This window comes from Butyrivibrio sp. LB2008, assembly GCF_000621565.1.
Classification (GTDB): Bacteria; Bacillota; Clostridia; order Lachnospirales; family Lachnospiraceae; genus Butyrivibrio.
On record NZ_KK211308.1, the window covers coordinates 48,575 to 70,770 of the forward strand.

At 41.8% G+C, this 22,196-nt stretch carries 14 protein-coding genes; all 14 read right to left on the reverse strand.

The annotated features are described in order from the left end of the window. Positions 1 to 217 precede the first annotated feature (217 nt). Positions 218 to 2,476 (reverse strand): replication restart helicase PriA, encoded by a 2,259-nt coding sequence (gene priA / locus T356_RS0116660; protein ID WP_242846633.1) that lies wholly within the window; start codon positions 2,474 to 2,476, stop codon positions 218 to 220. Between the two features lie 75 nt (positions 2,477 to 2,551). Next, a complete protein-coding gene (locus tag T356_RS0116665; protein ID WP_026515482.1) occupies positions 2,552 to 4,036 on the reverse strand; it encodes a UDP-N-acetylmuramoyl-L-alanyl-D-glutamate--2,6-diaminopimelate ligase in 1,485 nt (494 codons plus the stop codon). Between the two features lie 258 nt (positions 4,037 to 4,294). Further along, positions 4,295 to 6,118, reverse strand: a complete 1,824-nt coding sequence (recJ, locus tag T356_RS0116670) for a single-stranded-DNA-specific exonuclease RecJ (RefSeq protein WP_026515483.1) — start codon at positions 6,116 to 6,118, stop codon at positions 4,295 to 4,297. 136 nt (positions 6,119 to 6,254) lie between these two features. Beyond that, on the reverse strand, positions 6,255 to 8,549 hold the full coding sequence (gene secD / locus T356_RS0116675) for a protein translocase subunit SecD (RefSeq protein ID WP_026515484.1): 2,295 nt from the start codon (positions 8,547 to 8,549) through the stop codon (positions 6,255 to 6,257). A gap of 27 nt (positions 8,550 to 8,576) precedes the next feature. Next, a complete protein-coding gene (gene scfB, locus T356_RS0116680; RefSeq protein WP_026515485.1) occupies positions 8,577 to 10,007 on the reverse strand; it encodes a thioether cross-link-forming SCIFF peptide maturase in 1,431 nt (476 codons plus the stop codon). A 77-nt stretch (positions 10,008 to 10,084) separates the two neighbouring features. Next, complete coding sequence (scfA, locus tag T356_RS19885; RefSeq protein WP_034462031.1) at positions 10,085 to 10,231, reverse strand: six-cysteine ranthipeptide SCIFF; 147 nt, start codon at positions 10,229 to 10,231, stop codon at positions 10,085 to 10,087. A gap of 86 nt (positions 10,232 to 10,317) precedes the next feature. After that, a complete protein-coding gene (locus tag T356_RS0116690) occupies positions 10,318 to 11,598 on the reverse strand; it encodes an HlyC/CorC family transporter (protein ID WP_026515486.1) in 1,281 nt (426 codons plus the stop codon). Between the two features lie 19 nt (positions 11,599 to 11,617). Then, entirely contained in the window at positions 11,618 to 12,883 is a 1,266-nt protein-coding gene (gene hisS, locus T356_RS0116695; RefSeq protein ID WP_026515487.1) for a histidine--tRNA ligase, read from the reverse strand. 78 nt (positions 12,884 to 12,961) lie between these two features. Continuing rightward, entirely contained in the window at positions 12,962 to 14,923 is a 1,962-nt protein-coding gene (locus T356_RS0116700) for an EAL domain-containing protein (RefSeq protein ID WP_026515488.1), read from the reverse strand. Further along, positions 14,923 to 16,878 (reverse strand): EAL domain-containing protein, encoded by a 1,956-nt coding sequence (locus tag T356_RS0116705; protein WP_026515489.1) that lies wholly within the window; start codon positions 16,876 to 16,878, stop codon positions 14,923 to 14,925. The genes T356_RS0116700 and T356_RS0116705 overlap by 1 nt, the downstream gene beginning before the upstream one ends. Positions 16,879 to 16,967: 89 nt before the next feature. After that, positions 16,968 to 18,089 (reverse strand): DNA-processing protein DprA, encoded by a 1,122-nt coding sequence (gene dprA, locus T356_RS0116710; protein ID WP_051563520.1) that lies wholly within the window; start codon positions 18,087 to 18,089, stop codon positions 16,968 to 16,970. Then, positions 18,089 to 19,657: a YifB family Mg chelatase-like AAA ATPase gene (locus T356_RS0116715; protein WP_026515491.1), complete on the reverse strand. Its 1,569-nt coding sequence runs from the start codon at positions 19,655 to 19,657 to the stop codon at positions 18,089 to 18,091. The genes dprA and T356_RS0116715 overlap by 1 nt, the downstream gene beginning before the upstream one ends. A gap of 251 nt (positions 19,658 to 19,908) precedes the next feature. Further along, positions 19,909 to 20,970 (reverse strand): type IV pilus twitching motility protein PilT, encoded by a 1,062-nt coding sequence (locus T356_RS0116720; RefSeq protein ID WP_026515492.1) that lies wholly within the window; start codon positions 20,968 to 20,970, stop codon positions 19,909 to 19,911. 64 nt (positions 20,971 to 21,034) lie between these two features. Next, positions 21,035 to 22,156, reverse strand: coding sequence for an HD-GYP domain-containing protein (locus T356_RS0116725; protein ID WP_026515493.1), 1,122 nt, complete (start codon positions 22,154 to 22,156; stop codon positions 21,035 to 21,037). Positions 22,157 to 22,196: the final 40 nt, after the last annotated feature.

Consider the following 22,196-nt stretch of genomic DNA (forward strand, 5'->3'; position numbering starts at 1 on the left):
AACATCATGCAAAGTGCATTTTAATCCATCACCAAAATAATTGCAAGAAAAAGAGTTGCTTCGCATATCTTTGCAGCTCTTAGAAAATCCCCGCAATCCTTCGCATTTATTCACAACTCTTAGCAAATCCCCGCCCCTCGCATATCTCCGCTAATCCTTACCACTCTTTAAGTGCCTGAAACTCTTTACTACTCTTGAAACGCTTTGCGCGCAAGCCTCAATACCCATGCACAGGATCAAAATCAAACTGAACCGAAACAGTCTTTAGCTTGCCGGAATCCTGCAGATCTTTAATATACTTCTCAAGGATATCCTTAAGAAATATCAGTCCGTCGTAGTCATCAAGTTTAACATAGACCGCGAATCTGTAAACGTCATTGATCTTTCCGATTGTAGCAAGCGCAGGGCCGATAAATACAGCGTTTTGAATCTGCTGCTGTTCCATCAGGGCACGGAGCCTGTTTGCAAATGCCATTCCCTCTTCTTCATCCCTGCTCAGGATCTGGACTGACATCATATGAGAGATGGGTGGATATCTCAGAATATCCCTATATGCGATTTCTTCCGTATAAAAGGCATCGTAGTCCTGCTTTGCCGCAGTCTGAATGCTGTAATGTTCAGGCTGATAGCTCTGAATAATAACATTACCTGCTCTCTCTCCACGTCCTGCTCTTCCCGCTGCCTGCGTAAGAAGCTGGAAAGTCCTCTCACTTGCTCTGTAATCCGAAGCATAGAGAGACATATCTGCGGCAAGCACGCCGACAAGCGTAACATCCGGGAAATCATGCCCCTTAACGATCATCTGCGTTCCGACAAGAACATCCGCTTCCTTATTGGCAAAGGCAGACAGGATTTTCTCATAGCTACCTTTCGTTCTCGTTGTGTCCGCGTCCATTCTAAGGACTCTCGCATCAGGCCAGAACTTTTTGACCTCATCCTCGATCTGCTGTGTTCCTGCTCTGAATGAAGATACAAACTTAGAACCGCACTTGGGACATATCTTCTTAACAGGTTCCTCATATCCGCAGTAGTGACACACCAGCCTTCCGCCCCTGTGCTCTGACAAAGAAACATCGCAGTGAGGGCATTTAAACACATGACCACAAGACCTGCAGGAAACAAATCCCGCAAGCCCACGCCTGTTGATAAAGAGCATTGCCTGCTCTCCCTTTTTTATTCTGTCATCCAGAAGTTCCTGTAATCTCAAGGAAAAAATAGATCTGTTACCTTTTCTCAGCTCTTCCCTAAGATCTGCTATCTCAACGGTAGGAAGCGTTCCTCCCGTAAGTCTCTTCGTAAGTTCAAAAAGCTTGTATTCTCCGCTTCTTGCTTTGTAATATGCTTCAAGTGAAGGCGTTGCACTTCCAAGAACCACACATGCGCCGTCCGGAACAAGCTTTGCAAGCTCTATCGCAGTCTCTCTTGCATGATACTTAGGCATCGTCTCACTCTTATATGTAGTCTCATGTTCCTCGTCGATTATGATTATTCCCGTATTTGGAAATGGTGTAAAAAGAGCCGATCTGGGGCCGATGATTATATCTATATCCCCTGTCCTTGCTCTCTCCATCTGATCATATTTTTCACCCGGAGACATTGACGAATTGACCACGGATACTCTGTCTCCAAAGTGCCTGTAAAATCGCATAAGTGTCTGATATGTAAGCGCAATCTCAGGGATAAGGACTATAGCCTGTTTTCCCTTTTTTACAATCTCATCTATGAGTGCGATATAAACTTCAGTCTTTCCGCTTCCTGTTATGCCATGGATCAGATAAGTCTCGCGTTTGCCTTCGTCGTAATCTTTTATAACACTGTCGACAATATTCTGCTGTTCGTCGCTAAGAGTCTTTTGACCATACCTTGTGGTCTCTGCCGCAACAGGGTTTCTATAGTATTCTTCGCTGTCTATCCTGATTATTCCCTTATCCGAAAGACTCTTAAGTGTTGTCGAAGTGACATTGAGCTTACTTGTCACAAGTTCATAAGGAATCCTGTCATTTGGATTATCGAGGAGTTCTTTCAGTATCCTCTCTCTTGCCGTCTGCTTCTTTCTAATGCATTCATAATAATATTCGGTTGCATCGCGCTCGGAAATCCTTAGTGAGACATACTTATGAACCTGTCTGTTCTGCTTCTTTCCCGACGGAATAACGGTTCGAAGAGCCGCGTTCATGGTTGAACCGTAGTGTCTTTTCATCCATGCAGCAAGCTTCATGGAAAGATCTTCAACTGAGACTGTATCTTCAGCCACATCAAGAATCTCTTTTATCTTGCTTACTTCCCACTGAGGCTCATCCGTAAGTTCAACAACGTAGCCTTTTCTGACATTGTTGCCCCTCCCGAAAGGGATATTAACGGGGCTTCCGACATCCACTCTGCCGATCAGCCTGTCAGGAATGCGATACTGAAAGGGCCTGTCAACCTTCTCATGTGATATGTCTACTATTACATTAGCGTATATAAAATCAGCCACAGCCCCTCCTTTCTCGCAATTTATCGGTCGCATCCGTATCGGAGCGTAATTTTAATTTAGCGGATTAAACTAATATTATTTCTCGTCCAATATCTCCTGAATTAATTCTCTTTCATCCATGTGATATTTTACGCCTTTTATTTCCTGATAATCTTCATGACCTTTTCCGGCAAGAACAATGATGTCACCCTTTTCTCCGTTCTCGATGACATAGCGTATTGCTTCTTTTCTGTCGATTATCTTGATATATTTGCCGTCAGTCTTCTTCATACCTGTCTCGATATCATCAATGATAGCTTCAGGCTCTTCAAATCTCGGATTATCCGAAGTGATAACAGTAAAGTCAGCGTACTTGCCGCTTACTTCTCCCATTTCGAAACGTCTGTATCTGCTTCTGTTTCCTCCGCATCCAAAGAGACATACAAGTCTGTTGGGATGATAATCCTTAAGAGTTGTCAAAAGACTCTTGAGTGCCATTGCATTGTGAGCATAGTCGATCATGAGCGTAAAGTCATCAGAAACTTTTACCATCTCAATTCTGCCCTTTACCTTGGCATCTCTGAGCGCAGGTGCGATTTCCTCGGGAGTACAATCAAAATGTCTTGCGACAGCAATTGCACAAAGTGCGTTATAAACGCTGAATTTACCGGGGGTTCTGATCTCTGCATGCATGTTTATAAGACCTTCCGTATCAAAGAAAACGCCAAGCTGTCCGGGCTTATGGATATATGCAAGATTTATTGCTCTTATATCAGCACCTTCAGAAAATCCATAGGTCTCAACTTCACAAGTGTGACCTTCAAGAATATCATCGGTATGTGCGTCATCTGCATTGCAGATACCTACCTTACACTGCTTGAACAAAAGACCTTTGCAATGCATATAGTCTTCAAAATCTTTATGCTCATTAGGTCCGATATGATCGGGTTCTATATTTGTGAAGATACCCATATCAAAGACAAATCCCTGACTTCTGTGAAGCATAAGTCCCTGTGATGAAACTTCCATTACAACGCTGTCACAGCCTGCTTCCACCATCTTTGACATATAATACTGAAGCATGTATGACTCGGGGGTTGTATTCTCGGCATGAATATGCTCATCACCTATTATTACTTCAATCGTTCCTATAAGACCTACTTTATGACCTGCATTCTGAAGCATATCTCTTATAAGATATGTTGTCGTTGTCTTTCCCTTTGTTCCTGTTATACCTATAGTTTTGAGCTTCTCTGCGGGATGTCCGAAGTAAGCCGCTGAAATAAATGCCATCGCATATCTTGTATCCTCTACACGAACTACAGGCATCTCACAATTGTCGGGAAGTTCAACATCATGACAAACAACTATTGCCCCTGCCTTCTTTTCAGAAGCTTCAAAAGCACATGAATGTCCGTCGAAATTTGCTCCCTGAATGCACAAAAACAGCGATCCTTCCTCAATCTTTCTGTTGTCATTTACAACATCTTTGATCTCCACATCTGCGGGATTAACGGTATTGTCTGTATTCCCGGCTGTTACAGTAAATGATAAGCCCTCTAATAACTCACTTAAACGCATATTCAATCCTCCGTTTGTTTTACTAAAATTATCTTCATTAAAAGAAAGTTTAATTATTGTTTTTAACCTAAAAAGATTAATTCTAATTTTTTATATTTTCGACACAATTTGTTCATAATTTTAGTATATGATTAATAACATAGAAGTGAGTTGCAACACAACTCACTATCTCCCCCTCATAAGAAACCGCAAACACACGCTTCGCGTGTGTTTTTGTGGTTTAAGCGGAAAATATCCCATATGCGGAACTTCAAGACTTTAAGTAAAGTCACTCATAATTATCTGAATACTTTCCCTTCCCTGATAAGTATTTATATCAGGCTGATACGCAATACTGACTTTCATATTCCCGTCTGTCGTACCGCTGTACAGATTTTCCACATTATTCTCACCATATTTATCTTTGAGGAAGTTGTGCCATCTATCCATATCACCAAAGAACAACATATCATATAACTTACCGCCTTCATCGGTGACTCTGTATTTTCCGCAATTTTTATTCTTGCCCATTATACGTCCCGATAGAAGAGATACGTCTCTTTGTGCAAATAAAGGCTTCGTATTTCCGGTTCCGAACGGCTCCAATATGGAAAACTCTTTTACAAGATCCATATCGATGTATTTAAGAGGCATAACCATATCAAGGTGTAATACAGGAACAAAGTCCTCCTCGGTAAGGTCGCAGTTCTCATTGAGCTTTGTTCTGAGGATCTCTATATTCTCTTCGGGAAGTGAAAGTCCGGCTGCCATCTTGTGGCCTCCGAATTTACTAAAGAGCTCCTTGCAACGTGATAATTCCTCATACATATCATAGCTCTCTATCGAACGTCCCGATCCCTTGGCTCCTCCGTCTGCTGCCTTGGTAAGAACTATCGTGGGTCTGTAATACTTCTCTTTGATCTTTCCCGCAATAATTCCCGCAATCGACTCGTGAACTTCAGGAAGATACAAAACGATCACTTTGGGCATTCCGTCCTTTTCAATCTCCTGCTCAACAAAAGCCACCGCTTCATCAACTCCGTTCTTAGTCATATCCTTTCTGCTGTCATTAAGGCTCTTTAGATCTCCTGCAATCTTGGCAGCCTCAGCGGCATCCTCTTCAAGAAAAAGAGAAAGTGCCCTTGTAGCCAGATCAAGTCTTCCCGTTGCATTAAGGCAAGGACCTATGACAAATCCGTAATGATATCCGGTCATATGATAAGCATCAAGTCCGTTTACATCAACGAGTGCTTTAAGCCCCTTATTATCCGTTTTAGGGATACGTTTCAGAGATTCTCTTACAATAACTCTGTTTTCATCTTTCAGCTCCATTACGTCGCATACAGTGGCTATACCGGCAAATATAAGTTTCTGGTAAAAAAACTCTTCTCTCTCTTCTTCAGACGGGCCGCTGTCTTTACTAAGCTCTGACATAGCCTCAAGAAACTTATATGCCACCACCGCGCCGCAGATTTCCTTAAACGGATACTCTCCTTCAGATCTCTTTGGATCTATAACGGCATCAGCCGGAGGAAGTATCTCAGTTTTAGTTTCATCTTCACCCAGTTCAAAAGGAACTTCATGGTGATCTGTAACAACAACCGTCATCCCTTTTTCCTCGGCATGTGCTATCTGCTCCGCCGCTGCAATTCCGTTATCACAGGTTATTATTGTATCAATTCCTGCGTCAAAAGCCTCATCAACCAGCTTAACACTCAGACCGTAGCCATCTTTAACTCTATCCGGAAGAACACAGTCAACATTTGCTCCAAAGAGCTTTAAGCCCGAAACCAATATGTATGAAGAGCATATTCCGTCAACATCATAGTCTCCGATAACTCTTATACTCTTATTGTCAGCGATCTTATCAAGAATTATTCTCGCTCCCTTCTCCATGTCCTGCATTTTAAAAGGATTATGTAAGATTGAAATATCGCCGCTTATGTAGGACTTAACAGTTTCTTCATTGCACTGTATATTCTCTTTTGTCCTGTCCGTAATAAGCCTGTTGGCTATAAGTCTTGCGGTTATGTTTTTTATGCGAAATTCTCGGGCCAAACCGTCAAAATCCGCCTTCTTATTTGCTATCATCCATTTTGCCATATCAAACTCCGTATATATATATTAAAAAAGGCTTATGAGTTAGTAATAAATGCTATACCTTGCTCTACGCAAAAGCGCCGTCTTGGGTGTATAGAACTACACCAAAGACGGCGCCCTTATTTATTATAATACAACATCAATTAGTTTTTTCTGACTTTTTTATGTTCATCTTCAGATCATACCATACAGGTGATGCAATGCATATTGAAGAATATGTACCGCAGATTACACCAACCATAAGAGGAAGTGCAAATGCCTTGATATCGGCAACACCGAAGATATAAAGTGCCAATACAGTGAAGAATGTTGTAGCTGATGTAAACAAGCTTCGTGTTATTGTCTGAGATACACTCTTATTTACAAGTTCGCTAAACTCTTTCTTATTGGTTGCATTGTGCTGATTCTCACGAATACGGTCAAATGTAACGATTGTATCGTTGATAGAGTAACCGATGATCGTAAGGATTACAGCAATGAATGTTGTTCCGACAGCATATCTTGAAATCGCATAAGCAACAACTACTACAAGTGCGTCATGTGCAAGCGCGATAATAGCTGCAGCGCCGAACTTGATATCCTTAAATCTGATCCAGATATAGATAAGCATAAGTACAAGTGCAACTACAAGTGACTTAACCGCATCTATTCTCATCTCACCACTGATGGTCGAGCTGATCGTCTCGGCAGCAATATTGTCATTGGTTACGCCGTACTTTTCTTCCATCAACTTATCAAATGCTTCTCTCTCCTGAACAGTAAGTGTTCCTGTCTTGAAGATGATCTGATTTGTTCCCTCTACAGCCTGAGGAAGAACTTCCTTGGCGCCAGTAGCTTCTTTGATCTGAGGAATCATCTCTGATTCAACGGTAGCAAAGTCATAAGCCTTGTCAAAAGTAACTGTTGTAGATGTACCACCTACGAAATCAAGACTGTAGTTGAATGCTCCCTTTCCCTGTGAAGCATTGACAGCCATAAATACAATACCAACCGCAACAACGGCAGCAGATATAGAATAGAATATCTTTCTCTTCTGCACGAAAGGCTTTGTTGAAACAGTCTTAGCCTTTCCATAGAATACAGGATTCTGAATTCCAAGTCCGTAGAAAATTGAAGTAATCGCTCTTGTTACTACAAGTGCTGTAAACATTGAAAGAATGATACCAAGAATAAGTGTCTCAGCGAATCCCTTGATAGATCCTGTTCCGCCTACTCTCAAAACTATTGCAATAATAAGTGTTGTGATATTTCCGTCAAGGATTGATGAAAGAGCCTTGTTATAACCACTCTTTCTTGCCTCATCAACAGCTTTACCCGCAGCAATCTCTTCTCTGATTCTCGCAAATACAAGCACGTTCGCATCAACCGCCATACCGATTGAAAGAATGATACCTGCAATTCCGGGAAGTGTAAGTGTCATCTCGAATGCTGAAAGCAGGAATACAATAAGTCCGCAATAGAATCCGAGAGCAAGTGTCGCTGAAACACCAAGCACTCTGAAAATTACGATCATAAAGAGTGCAATAAGTGCAAATCCAACAGCAGCTGCGATCAAACTTGTCTTGATGGCATTTGAACCAAGCTGTGCTCCTACAACGTTGGAACGAAGTTCCTGGAGCTGAAGTTTAAGAGATCCGACTCTGATATTTGTAGCAACTCTGTCAGCCTCTTCAAATGTAAATCCACCGCTGATAACACTCTTTCCATCAAGAATTTCAGCCTTAACAGAAGGAACACTTATGAATCTTCCGTCATAGTAGATTGCGATAGTGTCCTGGTTATTGTTAAAAGCTTTCTTTGTTGCTTCTGCGAAAGCTTCTCCGCCTTCTTTAGTAAACTCAAGTGATACTACAGGCTCCTGCTTGCCATACTCATCAGCCTGACCTACAACCTGAGAAGATGCAACCTGATCACCTGAAAGAACGATCGATCCGTCTGCAAGAAGCTCTTCAATAGATTTGTTGAGCTGCCATCCGATAACGCCGTCCTCTTCCATAGTTACATTTCCGTCAGCATCGGTAGTGAAACCACTGTGATATGTGTAGTTCTCATTTCCATCCTTATCAAGATGACTGATGAAATAAAGGTTACCGGGCTGACCAAGTTCCTCAAGAATCTTGTTCGCATCGGAAGCTCCGGGAATCTCAATATTGATTCTGTTACTTCCCTCCTGATAAACCTGTGCCTCTGTGCTATACTGCTCAACACGTTGCTGAAGCTTGAAGATTGTGTCGTTCATATCTTCCTTGCTGGGATTCTCATCGCCAACGACTTCATAGGTGATGCTCACACCACCGGCCAGATCAAGTCCAAGATCAACACTTGATAATGATCCGGAGTTGTCTTCGCCCAATCCAAATGCTGCTGAGTAACCAATTCCAACCAAAAGAGCAAGCATAAGAATCAGAGCAGGAATCCACTTTAACTTTTTCATTATACAGTTCCTCCCATGAAATTTTTCTTATTCGGCCAACGCCGCTTTGATCATGATTGCACATTCAATACGTTTTCTCTGGAGCTCGCAACCATGCTTATATGTCGCATTGATATCTCCGTTGAAATTATATGCATTAGCAGCACAACCACCGCTGCAATAATATCTTGCAAAACACTTCTCACATTCGGGTCTGGAGTAAACATTACTCTTTTTGAACATATCCCTTATGTCATTTCTGGTTATTCCATCGAAGACATTACCCATAATAAAGTCTTCGTTTCCAACGAACTGATGGCAAGGATAAAGGTCCCCCCAAGGCGTTACACCAAGATATTCACATCCCGATCCGCAACCTGAAAGCCTCTTGGCAACACATGGACCGCCTTCAAGGTCAATATTGAAATGGAAGAAATTGAATCCTTTTCCTTCCTTATGCTTCTCGATGTAATACTTGGCAAGCTTGTCATACTCTTCGCAGATGATCGGAATATCCTCATCCTTAAATGCATACCAGTCTTCAGGTGAAGCAACTACAGGCTCTACGGATATCTGCTTAAATCCAAGCTCCGCAAGATGCTTAACATCCTCTGAGAAATCAAGGTTTGCATGAGTAAATGTTCCGCGAACGAAGTATCTGAGCTGGTGGCGACTCTCCGCAACCTTCTGATACTTGGGAACAATGTCATCATAGCAACCCTGTCCGCCTGCTCTGGGACGCATAGCGTCATTAACTTCCTTTCGTCCGTCAATGGAAAGAACTATATTGCCCATCTCCTTATTAACAAACTCAAGTATCTCATCATTTAAAAGAGTTCCGTTTGTAGTAAGTGTGAAACGGAAATTCTTGTTATATTCTTTTTCAATTGAGCGGCCGTACTCAACGAGCTTCTTGACAACTCCCCAGTTCATAAGGGGTTCGCCGCCAAAGAAATCGACTTCAAGGTTCTTCCTTCCGCCTGAATTCTTTACAAGGAAATCAAGCGCAGCCTTTCCGACCTCTTCGCTCATAAGCGCTCTTCTGCCGTGATACTCACCTTCATCCGCAAAGCAGTATTTGCATCTTAAATTGCAGTCGTGAGCCACATTCAGGCAAAGTGCCTTAACAACGGTTTCTCTATTCTGAAAATCCTCCACATATCCTTCATACACATCATCTGTAAAAAGAACCTGTGAAGCTCTCAGTTCAAGAATCTCTTCGATTCCCTCTTTTATATCCTCGGTTGAATATTTAGATGCCAGATCTGTATTCGCCAGGACACCTTTATACAACCTGTCAAGTTCGCCCGTAATAACCGTAGTCTGACCTTCGGGTGCCGCTGCAGTACCGTATGTTCTCTTAAGCTTATCCTCAATGATCTTGACAAGGTCAAAAACTACATCGTCAACAACATGTACCGATCCGCTATTAACATCCAGAACAATATTATACCCATTGTTCTTATATGCGTGAATCATAATATCTCCTGTAACCTACATACGGCGGGCAGCGACCATGGCCGCTGCCCGCCTAATTTTACTTTAATTAAACAATATTATTTGCTAAGCTGCTCACAGCTCTGATTTCCAACTGTGCATGATGTCTTGCATGCTGACTGGCATGATGTCTGGCACTCACCGCATCCGCCCTTCTTCATTGACTCTTTAAGATTTCTTGTAATCAAAGACTTAACGTGCTTCATCGATTTTCCTCCTACTGATTGCCTCAAAATACTTATAGTTTCTGAGCCTTTTACATCGACTCAGTATATCATATATTTGTGAAATATTAAAGTGTTTCTTTTTGTTCCTTCGATAGCTCAGTGTTCACCGTCATGAGCACTTTCGTTATCCTGTTTCGCTTGATTCCTCTTGCCGTGAGAGTTATTCCGCTGTCAAGAGTGACCGTTTCTCCATAGCTTGGCAGTCTGTCGAGATTCTCTATCATAAGACCACCTATAGAATCATAATCTTCTGACGAAAGCTCGGTTCCGAGCGCATCATTGATATCAGCCAGTTTCATGTTTCCTTCTACAAGGAATTTTCTTCCGCCCACATTCTTGATAAGTTCCGCCTCATCAGAATCATATTCATCTCTGATCTCGCCGACGATTTCCTCAAGAAGATCCTCAAGTGTGATCATTCCGACCGTCGATCCGTATTCCGAAAGAACAAAAGCCACGCTCCGTGTCTTCTCTCTCATTTCCACGAGAAGATCCGACGTTTTCTTGTATTCGTATGTGTAATACGCTTTTCTTATGTGGTCTTTTACCTTGAAATTCTCTTTATCCTTGATAAGAATAAGATCTTTTACGTTGATCAAGCCTATGATATTATCCTGATCGTTGCCGTCATATACGGGAATTCTGGTGTACATATCCTCTTTGAATACCCTCATGACCTCGTTGTAATCAGCATCAGAGCTCACACAACTCATATCGATCCTGGGAATCATAATATCTTTGGCAAGCGCATCACTGAAATCAAAAAGATTAAAGATCATCTTCTTCTCATCGCTTTCAATAACGCCATCCTCATGACTTACGTCCACATATGTCTTAAGTTCATTCTCGGTTACTTTCTGCTGCTTGGTTGTATCAACTCTGAAAATCTTTAATATCGCGGTCGCGATCCCGTTGATAACAAAGCTAAACGGAGCCATCAAAAACATTACCGTAGCAATAAGCGGTTCATACAAAAGTGCCATGCTCTCCGCATACGCTTTGGCTATTGTTTTGGGAACGATCTCACCGAATATCAGCACGACCAAAGTAAGTGCGCCTGTTCCGATACCTATGTAGATATTTCCCCACACATCCGTAACAAACACCGTCATAAGAGCCGAAGCACTTAAATTCACTATATTGTTACCGATAAGAATTGCCGAAAGCATCTTCTGCGGATCGTCATATATGGCAAGAATTCGTCCCGCCTTTTTATTTCCATCATCTGCAAGTGCCTTGATCCGGACTCTGTTTATCGTCATATAGGCCGTCTCGGCAGATGAAAAAAACGCGGACAATAGAACCAATATTACCAAAGTAATTATTCTGACTATGTGAGTGTCCAATCACATTCCTCCTCTAGTCTTAAGCAAGTGGTTTGTCGTAAAAATCCCTGAATTCTTCATATCCCTGCTCAGTAAGGCTCTGCTTCTGGAACTTCTTGTTCTTGTTCATGCGAACGACAAGAACCTGCTTTCCTTCCGCTCTCTCTTTCTGTGCTTCGGATATAATATCAGCAAGTCTGTCACCCTTTATTCCTTTTTCGATAAGGTAAGCAACCTTTGTGCTCGCTCCGGGGATCTTAAATCCCTCATCCATCATTATCATGATGATTCTCTCAAATCCGATTGAGAAACCGCAGGCAGGTGTATCCTGTCCGAGGAATTTTCCGACCATCTTATCATATCTTCCGCCGCCACCGCAGCTTCCGCCGTACTGAGGCATTGATACTTCAAAGATTGTTCCTGTGTAATAGCTCATTCCACGAACAAGCGTGGGATCGAATACCATCTCAAACTGTGCTGATTTTGTTTTCTCTACGCTATCGATAATCTCGGTAAGACCTTCGCTGACCTCAGCATCAAGATTATCATTAATCTTGTCAGCAACAGCCTTAAGCGCATCTATTCCGCTCTTGTCACCGATAAGTTCAAAAAGCTCAATGTACTTATCAACAGAGCCTGCATCATAGCCATCCTTAATAAGCTCTTCTTTTACTCCGTCAAGTCCGATCTTGTCCATCTTGTCCAGAGTTATGAATACATCATCATATTTTTCCTCGGGAAATCCGCTGTATGCAGCCATTGCCTTAAGGATTCTTCTATCATTTATACGAATCTTGAAATCCTTAAAACCAAGATTACCAAGTGTGGTTGTTGTTGCAAGAATAAGCTCTATCTCTGCAAGATTGGACGGCTCGCCCAATATATCTATATCGCACTGCATGAACTGACGGTATCTGCCCTTCTGAGGTCTGTCAGCTCTCCATACATTTCCCATCTGAAGTGCTTTAAAAGGTGCAGGAAGCTCATTTGCATGATTCGCATAAAAACGAACAAGAGGAACCGTAAGATCATAGCGAAGTCCTGAATCTGTAAGGTCGTTTTCTTCCTTAGCTTCAGCCAGATTAAGCTTCTCTCCTCTCTTCATAACCTTGAAAATAAGCTTCTCATTCTCTCCGCCCTGCTTGCTGTTCAAGTTTGCAAGCGACTCGACACAGGGTGTCTCTATAGAAGTGAAGCCAAATTCAGCATATGTCTTCTTGATAATTCCTATACAATAGTCTCTAAGTTGCATCTCGGAAGGAAGAATGTCCTTCATTCCGGTAACCGGTTTCTTTATCAGTGCCATACTTTACCATCCTTAATTTATAATCAAGCATAAATTTTACACTCACACAGTCCCCTTTGCAAGGAAATACTGATTAAATCAGCCTCCCAAATTACTATTATGCAAAAACTCAATAAACTGATCACGCGGCATCGGCCTTGCATAGAAAAAGCCCTGTATATGGTCGCATCCGAGCCTTATTATCTGCTTAGCCTGCTCTCCCGTTTCAACTCCTTCAGCAACGATCTCTTTTCCGAGACTCTTGATTATCTTGATCATGTTATACATTATCATATATGAATTTTCCGATTCAAAAGCCGCCTGAACCGTGCCTTTGTCCAGTTTAAAAATCTTAACTGGCATCTCAGCCATTCTCGAAAAATTGGAATAGCCGGTTCCGAAATCATCCATAGAAAAAGTGATTCCCGCGCTCATTAACTTATTGATATTCTGGTCAATAACCGATGTAACTCCTTTATCCCAAGTCTCCGTGATCTCCAGATTTATCCTCGAAGGTCCTATATTATATTTTTTCAGTGTCCCAAGAACATTCTCGGCAAGATTGGTCTGAATACAGTCAACTACCGAAAGATTGACTTCGACATATTCAAGGCCGTAACTTATAGCCTTGGTATTTGCAAGCATATCACATACCGAAGCCAGCACAAATCTGTCTATTCCAAGCACCATGCCGTTCTTCTCGGCTATAGGCATAAACACCGCAGGTGAAATATAGCCGGATCTCGGGTCATTAAGCCTGATAAGCGCCTCACAGGAAGAAAATTTTCCCGTACCCGGCGAATATATAGGCTGATAATAAACTTCCAGCAATCCGCTATCAACCGCATGTCTTACCAGATTTCCAATCTTTTTATCATATTCGATATGCTTTAAATTAAGATCCGATACTCTGAGCACATATCTGCTTTCCCTCGAAAGCGCTTTGTACATCATGCTGCTGACCTCATCAAAACGGTCTATTGACTTTACATCATCGGGAAATCCGATTGCGCTTGTACTTACATCAAATCCCACCTTGAGGTCTCTTAGCTTGAAGTTATCCTTAAATCCGACTTTTATAGTATCTGAAAGCTTATCTATAATGTCAGATCCCGATTGAACATTTGGTATCAGCAGGGCAAAAAAGCCGTCTCTTGGCAAAAAAACTTCCACATCCTGCGCAGTCTTTTTCAAAAAATCCGTCATTTGTCTCAAAAGATCCGACGCAGCCTCCACCGATTCACTCCCAAGCATTATCAGAAGTTTATCAACTCTTATCTCCAAAAGAGTAAATGTCTTTTTCTGGATAAGTTTGGTATAAACAGCAAAATTAAGCGCATTCTTTGTTCCGATTCCCGACATTCTGTCGACGAACTCACTTGGATTCTGAAAGGTAAAAACACATAACAAAAGAGATAATGCAACACAAAATCCAAATACCGTTCCAAGCTTGAACACCACACGCATGGGAAAGCCAAGCAGCATCAGAATAAAATAGGTATAAATTGCCACCGTCTTTTCACTTGTAAGGATTCTTTTATATTTCACGATAAGATATAACGCAAAGATGAGATAAAGCACAATTCCTATATTTACCAATATATTATTCGGGAAAAAGTAGACAATCTCGCCATTTCTATCGAAATAATAAAAGAATTCGGTAAATACCCCCGATAGAAGTATCAAAGTTGTAAAAGCCGAAGGAACTATGATCACAAGCTTTTTCCAAAACTTATTCTGTTGTATTCCGAAAATAGCCATCAGGTAGATTATGGAAAAGTATCCCATAAGATACGACATCACTTTTTCAACAATAACAACAAGACAGTTCATATCATAGGATAATAATTCCCGTAGCGCCTTATCGTCTATCCACAATACATGTATGAGTCCCATCACATTCAGCAAAGTTGCAACGATAATAAGTCCGCCAAAAATACGACTCTGCTTACCGTAAGAGAACTCCCCCACTAAATGTATGACTATGATGACCGCCATCAGCACAAGTGCCGATATCGATATGCAAACATCATAATTGTTTGGATCGGTCAAAATTTCCATCAGTACCCCTTTTCAAAATACTCATCAATCCTGTCCACATATGAATTGTCACTTACAGGTCTGCACATATAATTACCGATCAGATAATCACATCCCAGTTCCTCTGCTATATCCTTATCCTCCGGGGTATCCACACCCGAAGCACACACAAAAAGGCTGATATCATGGAACATATTCACAAGTCCGCTTATCACATTCATCATACGCTTCGAATTCCCTGCCATCCTCAGAAAACTTTTTGCAAAATTTATCTGCATAACGGGAAGTGCCATTATTCTCTCGATATTTCCATATCCGATTCCATAATCATCAACTATAATGCTGACATTCAGCTCCTTTAACATCTTAAGATTTCTCTCAGCGATACTGTTCATCGTCGTAATAGCCGTCTCAGTCATCTTTATACTTATCCAGGATCCCTCAACCTTTTCTTCTTTAAGCAAAATCTTAAACTTTCTGAGAAAATCACTTTTTGAAACTTCTCCCTGTGACATTGGGACAATTGCCCTGTATTTCCCGTTTTTGTCACCGGCATTCCAAAAAGAGAGCGACCTCAGTACACTTTTAAGAACATATTCATCAATATCCATTATTGTCTGAGTTGCTCTGGAATCCTCTATATGTTTTCTCACATCAACTTCTTTTCCATCATCGCTGTAAATATAACAAACAGCTTCGGCGGTATAATCAATCCTGTAAATTTTTGAAAGAATAGGTTGAAACTTGACCACAGCCTTCTTTTCCTCAATGTTCTTCTTTGCAAGGATCTCATAGTCATATGCGCCAAGTCTTTCCGCAAAACTGATCTTACCTGTATCGATGATCACATCCGACCACTGCGACATATCCTCTGTCAGGAATTCAATCTTTGTCATAAGCTCCGCAAGGCTTTCAAACCTGTCCGGATAGCTCATAAGAAAGCAGTGACACTCTGCCTTTATGGTCATGTCCATATAACTCCACGGCTCGCATACTCTGCGCGAGATCTTGCCCATCAAGGCTTCAGCTTTTTTTACATCGGTTGTATTCACCGATATCGCGAATATATTATCGCTGTATCTGTAAACATAAGTAACGACATTAAGTTCCTTTTTCCCTACCTTTTTAAGATATTCGGCAATTGTTTTGATAACGCCGTCCGTCTGTGAATTACCTATCTCGGAACTAAGCGCCCTCACATTATCAATAGTAATAAAAACAATGAAATGCGGAGTTTTCTTCTTTATCTTAAGCCCGATCGCTTCAAAAAAAGCTCTGCGGTTGAGCACGTTTATCTTGCCGTCGACCATCTCACTGGGATTTTGAAGTGTGATAAATACCAGGGTTATGCTTATAGTGGTAAGGAAATTCTCAATAAGAAGTTGTGGAAAACGATATTGCAGGTAAATACCCATAGCCACAAATACTACATGAGTCAGGATAATTATCTTCGTTTTCTTTCTCATCAAATTGCCGTACTTAAGTGTAAGTGCGACTCCGTATAACATGTAATATATGGCGATCACATAAAAAGCGACTATAAAATTCCCCCTGTGATACACCCCGTTCTCATCATATCTAAACAGCATCGGACTGAATAAATTTGAAATAACCATCAAAAATCCGAAAACATACCCAAGATATACCACAAAAAAGCCTTTTAGTGATTTCGTGTCGTAAAATATATCAAGCACAGCCATAATGTAAAGCAGATAACAGATGCCCGAACCCAAATGCGATATAAAATAACAGCTTCCGCATAGCATCTCCGCATAGTGATACCAGGCACCGTTATACGGATTCATTTGCAGAAAAGTCTCTATTCTTTCAAAAAAGGTTGCAAGAAAAGCAGCAAAAACAAGCATCGAATAGACTTTCTCCCTTGAAGAAGGAACTCTTTTTCTTGACAGAGAGATTATTCCTATCGTTGCCAATATAAAAAGCGCACATGAGTCAAAATAAAAATTATATTGCATGCAAAGCTCCGCAACCGTTATAAACCCAAACTATATCCGACAATACTATTATACGTCAAATTGTAACATTTTCATACGATATACAATAATCACCCTAATTTTCTCATGTAATATGAGCCTGTCTGTGTAATAAGTCCTTTGCCGCACATATCAAACAATTGCTTCAAAAGTTCCGGAACCGCAATATCTATTCCTTTAACACTGAGTTTGTCAGATATATAGGAAAAAGACACAGGAACTACATCAAGTATCTCGAGTATGGCATTTTCAATTAAGGATATACTTCGTATTTCACGGCCGATCTCAGCTTCCTCTTTTCTGTAATTCCAGGATGCAAGCCTTTCGATCACATCATCGACATCCAGTACCACCCCGGCCCCCTGATTGATAAGGCGGTTGCATCCATCACTCAGTCTGTCCGTCACCCTTCCGGGAACCGCGAGTACTTCCCTTCCCTGTTCAAGAGCTGTATCCACCGTTATCTGTGTTCCCGAATGAAGCCTTGCTTCTACAACAACCACTATATCTGACAATGCGCTTATTATCCTGTTTCTCATAGGGAAAAAAGAAGCTTTCGGCATTGTACCCGGAGCATATTCCGAGATGATACCGCCATTCATGACAAGTTCCTCGTATATCTCCCGATTCTCATCAGGATAACAGATATCCGCTCCGCACCCTACAACCGCGTATGACTTTCCGCCTGCACATATGGCAGCCTTCTGACTTACTCCGTCAACTCCCCTAGCCATTCCGCTTATCACCTTAACTCCGGCCAGCGCAAGCCCTCTTCCAAGCTGTCTTGCCATATATCTGCCGTACTCGGAACACAGTCTCGCACCTATTATGGCTACAGACGGACCATCCTCCCCGGGAAGCTCTCCTTTTACATATATTGCAAACGGCGGATTGGGGATATTTTTAAGTTTTTCGGGAAATTCAGGATCTATCCTCGAGATAAATCTTATTCCGCTGTCCTCAAGTTTCTTTTTCTCCGCAGCAAAATCCCACTTCTCCCTTGCTTCAAGCACTGATGTGACCTGCTTTGGCTTAAGGATCTTTTTTAGCTCCGCTTCCCCCATTTCATATACTTCTCTGCATGTTCTTCCTCCGCACAAAAGCCTGTCTGTAGAGGCTATTCCTATGCCCGGAGTATTAAAAAGCCAATGGGCATACTCATTTTCCGTTATCTTCGCCTCTGCTGCCTTCATTAGTTTTCCTCCTGTCTCCAATATTTTCCGTCTGTCATTCTGTAGCTGACAGCCTCCATAAGATGTATTTCTTTTATCATTTCGGATCCGTCCAAATCCGCTATCGTCCTAGCCAGCCTAAGAACCTTATGGTAGGCTCTTGCACTTAAGTCCATTGAACAAAAAACTCTTTCCAAAAAAGCTTTTTCTTTCATTCCGAGTACGCAGTATTTCCTGATATCCGAAGGTGTCATCTCGGAATTGTACCTAAGATCCGTCCCTTTAAATCTCTCTTCCTGTATCTTCCTTGCGGAAAGAACTCTTTTTCTCATAATCTCACTTGATTCGTTGCATTTTTCGCTCCTTCCCGAAAGGTCTGAAATATCAACCTTGGGCGCCTCTATGCAGATATCTATTCTGTCAAGGATTGGTCCGGATATTCGCCCAAGATACCTTCTTATCTCATTTGAAGTGCATTTACATTTGTTCCTGTCGGGATAGTAACCGCACGGGCATGGATTAAGTGCGCCAACAAGCTGGAAGTCTGAAGGATATGTGAAAGTCCCCCTGTTCCTAACTATATGGACATTTCTGTCCTCAATCGGCTGTCTTAGCATATCAAGTTTGGTTCTTGGGAATTCAGGCATTTCATCGAGAAAGAGAATGCCTCTGTGAGCCAGAGAAATGGCGCCCGGTCTTGGAATTGTTCCGCCTCCAACTAAAGATGCTTCGGTTATAAGATGATGTGGGCTTACAAAAGGCCTCTTTGTTATTAGTGCCTTGTTATCTCCCATCATTCCCGCAACCGAATAAATTGTTGAAACTTCTATGCTTTCTTCAAGAGAAAGCCTCGGCAATATAGTCGGAATGCGCTTTGCCACCATACTTTTTCCCGAACCCGGAGGTCCGACGATCAGTATGTGATGAAAGCCCGCAGCCGCAACCATCGCCGCTCTTTTTACTGCAGATTGCCCATTTATATCGGCGAAATCTACAGTTTCTTTTTCCTCTTCATCTTCCGAAAAAAGCTTACTAAGATCAACCTTTGTAGGCTCTATAAGTTCATCTCTTTCATTACTATCCGATGAAAGATACATTATGACTTCCTGAAGCGATGAGACTCCGACAATCTTCATATCGCTTACAACCGCGCCCTCCCTGGCATTTTCCTTTGGAAGAATGACTGTTTTATAGCCTGATTCTTTAGCTTTGGTGACTATGGGAAGGACTCCCTTTACTTCTTTGATCTCTCCGTCAAGACCGACCTCTCCGATCACAACCGTTTCGCTTGTAGACTCAGGCTTTATCTCGCCTATCGCCTCCAATATTCCGACTGCAAGCGGCAGATCGACCACAACTCCTTCTTTCTTAATATCTGCCGGAGAAAGATTTACCGTTATCTTGGATGCAGGAATTTTAATGCCGGCGTTCTTTAGGGCAACCTTTACTCTGTCACCCGATTCTCTGACATCGCCGCTCATGAATCCCACCATGTTGAATCCGGGTAAACCGGAAGATACATCCACTTCAATCTGCATCAGGTAGGAAATGATTCCCCTGACGCCACCGGATGTAATAGAACTGTACATATTTTCCTCTTTTCTGATTTGAGCATAAACAAAAAGAGCATTTCGCTCGCGAAATGCTAGCGCGCGAGCGGATTGCGTAAGCAATATATTCCTTACCGCGAGCTGCGCATCCCTGCGGAGCTTTTTTATTGAATAGGGAATTTCAGAGAAATTTCCTATTCAATAAAAAACAGACCTGCTGATTATATAGCAGGTCTGCATATAAAGTCTTTAAGACTTTCTTAGAATTTTCTTAAGATTCTTTGTAGTTATTATCTGAGCATCTTATTCTGCATTGTTTCAGGATCCTGAGCAAACTGAAGAGCAACCTCTCTTGTGATCTTCTGTTGTCTGTAAAGTTCGATGATAGCCTCATCCATGGTTATCATTCCCTGTTTCCTGTAAGTCTGCATATAAGTTATAAGCTGATGAGATTTGCCCTCACGAATAAGGTTTCTCACAGCACTGTTTACATGAAGAACTTCAAATGCGGCAAGTCTTGACGAATCATCGGCAGCAGGCAAAAGCTGCTGTGAAATGATAGCCTCAAGCACGCTCGCAAGCTGTATTCTTATCTGCTGTTGCTGATGAGAAGGGAAAACATCTATAAGTCTGTCCACTGTATTGGTCGATCCGATCGTATGAACAGTAGATAGCACAAGGTGTCCTGTCTCTGCCGCTGTTATCGCAGTACTTATAGTCTCAAGATCTCTCATTTCTCCGACAAGAATAACATCGGGATCTTCTCTAAGCGCCGCTCTCAAAGCGTTGGCATATGAGTCTGAATCAGTTCCGATTTCTCTCTGATTTACAATCGACAATCTGTGCTGATAAGTAAACTCAATGGGATCCTCAAGTGTTATGACATGAGCTTCCCTATTGTTGTTTATCATGTCAATTATGGAAGCAAGTGTCGTAGACTTACCGCTTCCTGTAGGTCCCGTAACCAGTACCAGACCTCTCTTTTTCTTATAAAGATCTATAACCGTCTCAGGTATACCAAGGCTCTCTGCAGTAGGAATCTCTGTCGCAACAACTCTGAAAGCCATTGCTATAGATCCTCTTTGCTTAAAGATATTAAGTCTGAATCGTCCCACACCCATAATCGCAAAAGACAGATCGTGCTGGCCGTTCTCTTCAAGCAATTGCTTCTGTTTATCATTTGTAACTTCGTGTGCGATCTCCTGAGTATCATTCGGCATCATTTTCCCATAGCTTTCCATCGCTATGAGCTTACCGTTAAGTCTCATCTTGGGCGGTAGACCTACCGTAATATGAACGTCCGAAGCACCTTTTAACTTTGCTTCCTTCAGGATTTCTTCAATTTTAGACATATACTTCCATCCCTGTTCTGAAAAATTCTATTTGTGCAAAAAGCACTCAGCATAATACAAGCCTTCACACATACTCTGGCTCTTCCACGGTGATCCCGAGACCTTTGATCTTGGACAGATCCATCATATATCTGTTATCCATAGTCTTCATAATATCAATTATCTCAATATCGCCGTACGCTCTTCTGTTAGAAAGATCAATAATGCTGTTATCTTTAAAGCTCAAAATAGTGGGACGAAGGAAATCAAGATCGTTTGTCTTGATGACCAATGCCTTCTCACCGGTATTAAGCTCAACACTGACTCCCGGAACAAGAATATTAAGTGAATCGACAAGCGCCTGAACAACCTTAGGATCAAAAACATCGTTTCTCTGCATCATTCTTTTTATAACAAGAACTTCAGAGATAGGCGCATCATCCACTCTTGCAGCCGTTTCCTTGTCAAATATCCCCGCAACTATAAGTACCCTTGCGGAAAGAAGTGTCTTGGAAACATCAACTTCATTGCCTTTCACATAATCCAGCAGTGCCTTTCTGGCCTGATTACACGCTCTTTTCACATTAGGTAAAGAAGAAAACGCATCATCAATAATAGGATATCCTGCCATCTCATGTGCATCTATCGTATTTATCTCTTCAGATGTGCATCTAAGCTTGGACTGAAGGTCAAATGAAAGTGTCAGCTTTCCTATATCATGTATGACACCTGCCATAACAGCTTCATTCTGCTCAGCAAGTGACGCTCCGAGCGAATGAGTGATCATCGCCGCAATTATTCCGACATTCAGGCTATGCTTATAAATATAATCTTCCGTACTCCTAAGTCCCTGCTGGAATGTAATCTTCTTTTTGAGATTACCATAGCTCTTTATAATCTGCGCGCAGATATTAGGAAACTTCTCCTGCCTGTGTGTCTTGACAATACGTCCAAGTTCTTCCATGATCTCGTGATACATGACCGTCTGAAAACGCTCGAATTCTATGTCTTCCTGAGTCATAGGCGGAACAGGCTCTGCCGGCTCCAGAATAAAAACTCCCATAAGCCCAAAGTTTCTTATATTCTCGATACTCTGTTCATCTTTAAGAACATGAGCCCTGTCGTATAAAAGTGCTCCTTTTCTACTGTATATCGGTCTTGCAAGTCTCATCCCCGGTCTCAGTTCATCACACTTAATAAAAAGCATGGTAAAAATATCCTCCCTATATACAAAGCCTAACACCCCA

Excerpts from the sequence above, each read along its gene's own strand:
- T356_RS0116665 (WP_026515482.1), bottom strand. The coding sequence starts at position 4,036 with ATGCGTTTAAGTGAGTTATTAGAGGGCTTATCATTTACTGTAACAGCC.
- recJ (WP_026515483.1), bottom strand. The coding sequence starts at position 6,118 with ATGGCAAAATGGATGATAGCAAATAAGAAGGCGGATTTTGACGGTTTG.
- secD (WP_026515484.1), bottom strand. The coding sequence starts at position 8,549 with ATGAAAAAGTTAAAGTGGATTCCTGCTCTGATTCTTATGCTTGCTCTT.
- scfB (WP_026515485.1), bottom strand. The coding sequence starts at position 10,007 with ATGATTCACGCATATAAGAACAATGGGTATAATATTGTTCTGGATGTT.
- scfA (WP_034462031.1), bottom strand. The coding sequence starts at position 10,231 with ATGAAGCACGTTAAGTCTTTGATTACAAGAAATCTTAAAGAGTCAATG.
- hisS (WP_026515487.1), bottom strand. The coding sequence starts at position 12,883 with ATGGCACTGATAAAGAAACCGGTTACCGGAATGAAGGACATTCTTCCT.
- T356_RS0116700 (WP_026515488.1), bottom strand. The coding sequence starts at position 14,923 with ATGGAAATTTTGACCGATCCAAACAATTATGATGTTTGCATATCGATA.
- T356_RS0116705 (WP_026515489.1), bottom strand. The coding sequence starts at position 16,878 with ATGCAATATAATTTTTATTTTGACTCATGTGCGCTTTTTATATTGGCA.
- dprA (WP_051563520.1), bottom strand. The coding sequence starts at position 18,089 with ATGAAGGCAGCAGAGGCGAAGATAACGGAAAATGAGTATGCCCATTGG.
- T356_RS0116715 (WP_026515491.1), bottom strand. The coding sequence starts at position 19,657 with ATGTACAGTTCTATTACATCCGGTGGCGTCAGGGGAATCATTTCCTAC.
- T356_RS0116720 (WP_026515492.1), bottom strand. The coding sequence starts at position 20,970 with ATGTCTAAAATTGAAGAAATCCTGAAGGAAGCAAAGTTAAAAGGTGCT.
- T356_RS0116725 (WP_026515493.1), bottom strand. The coding sequence starts at position 22,156 with ATGCTTTTTATTAAGTGTGATGAACTGAGACCGGGGATGAGACTTGCA.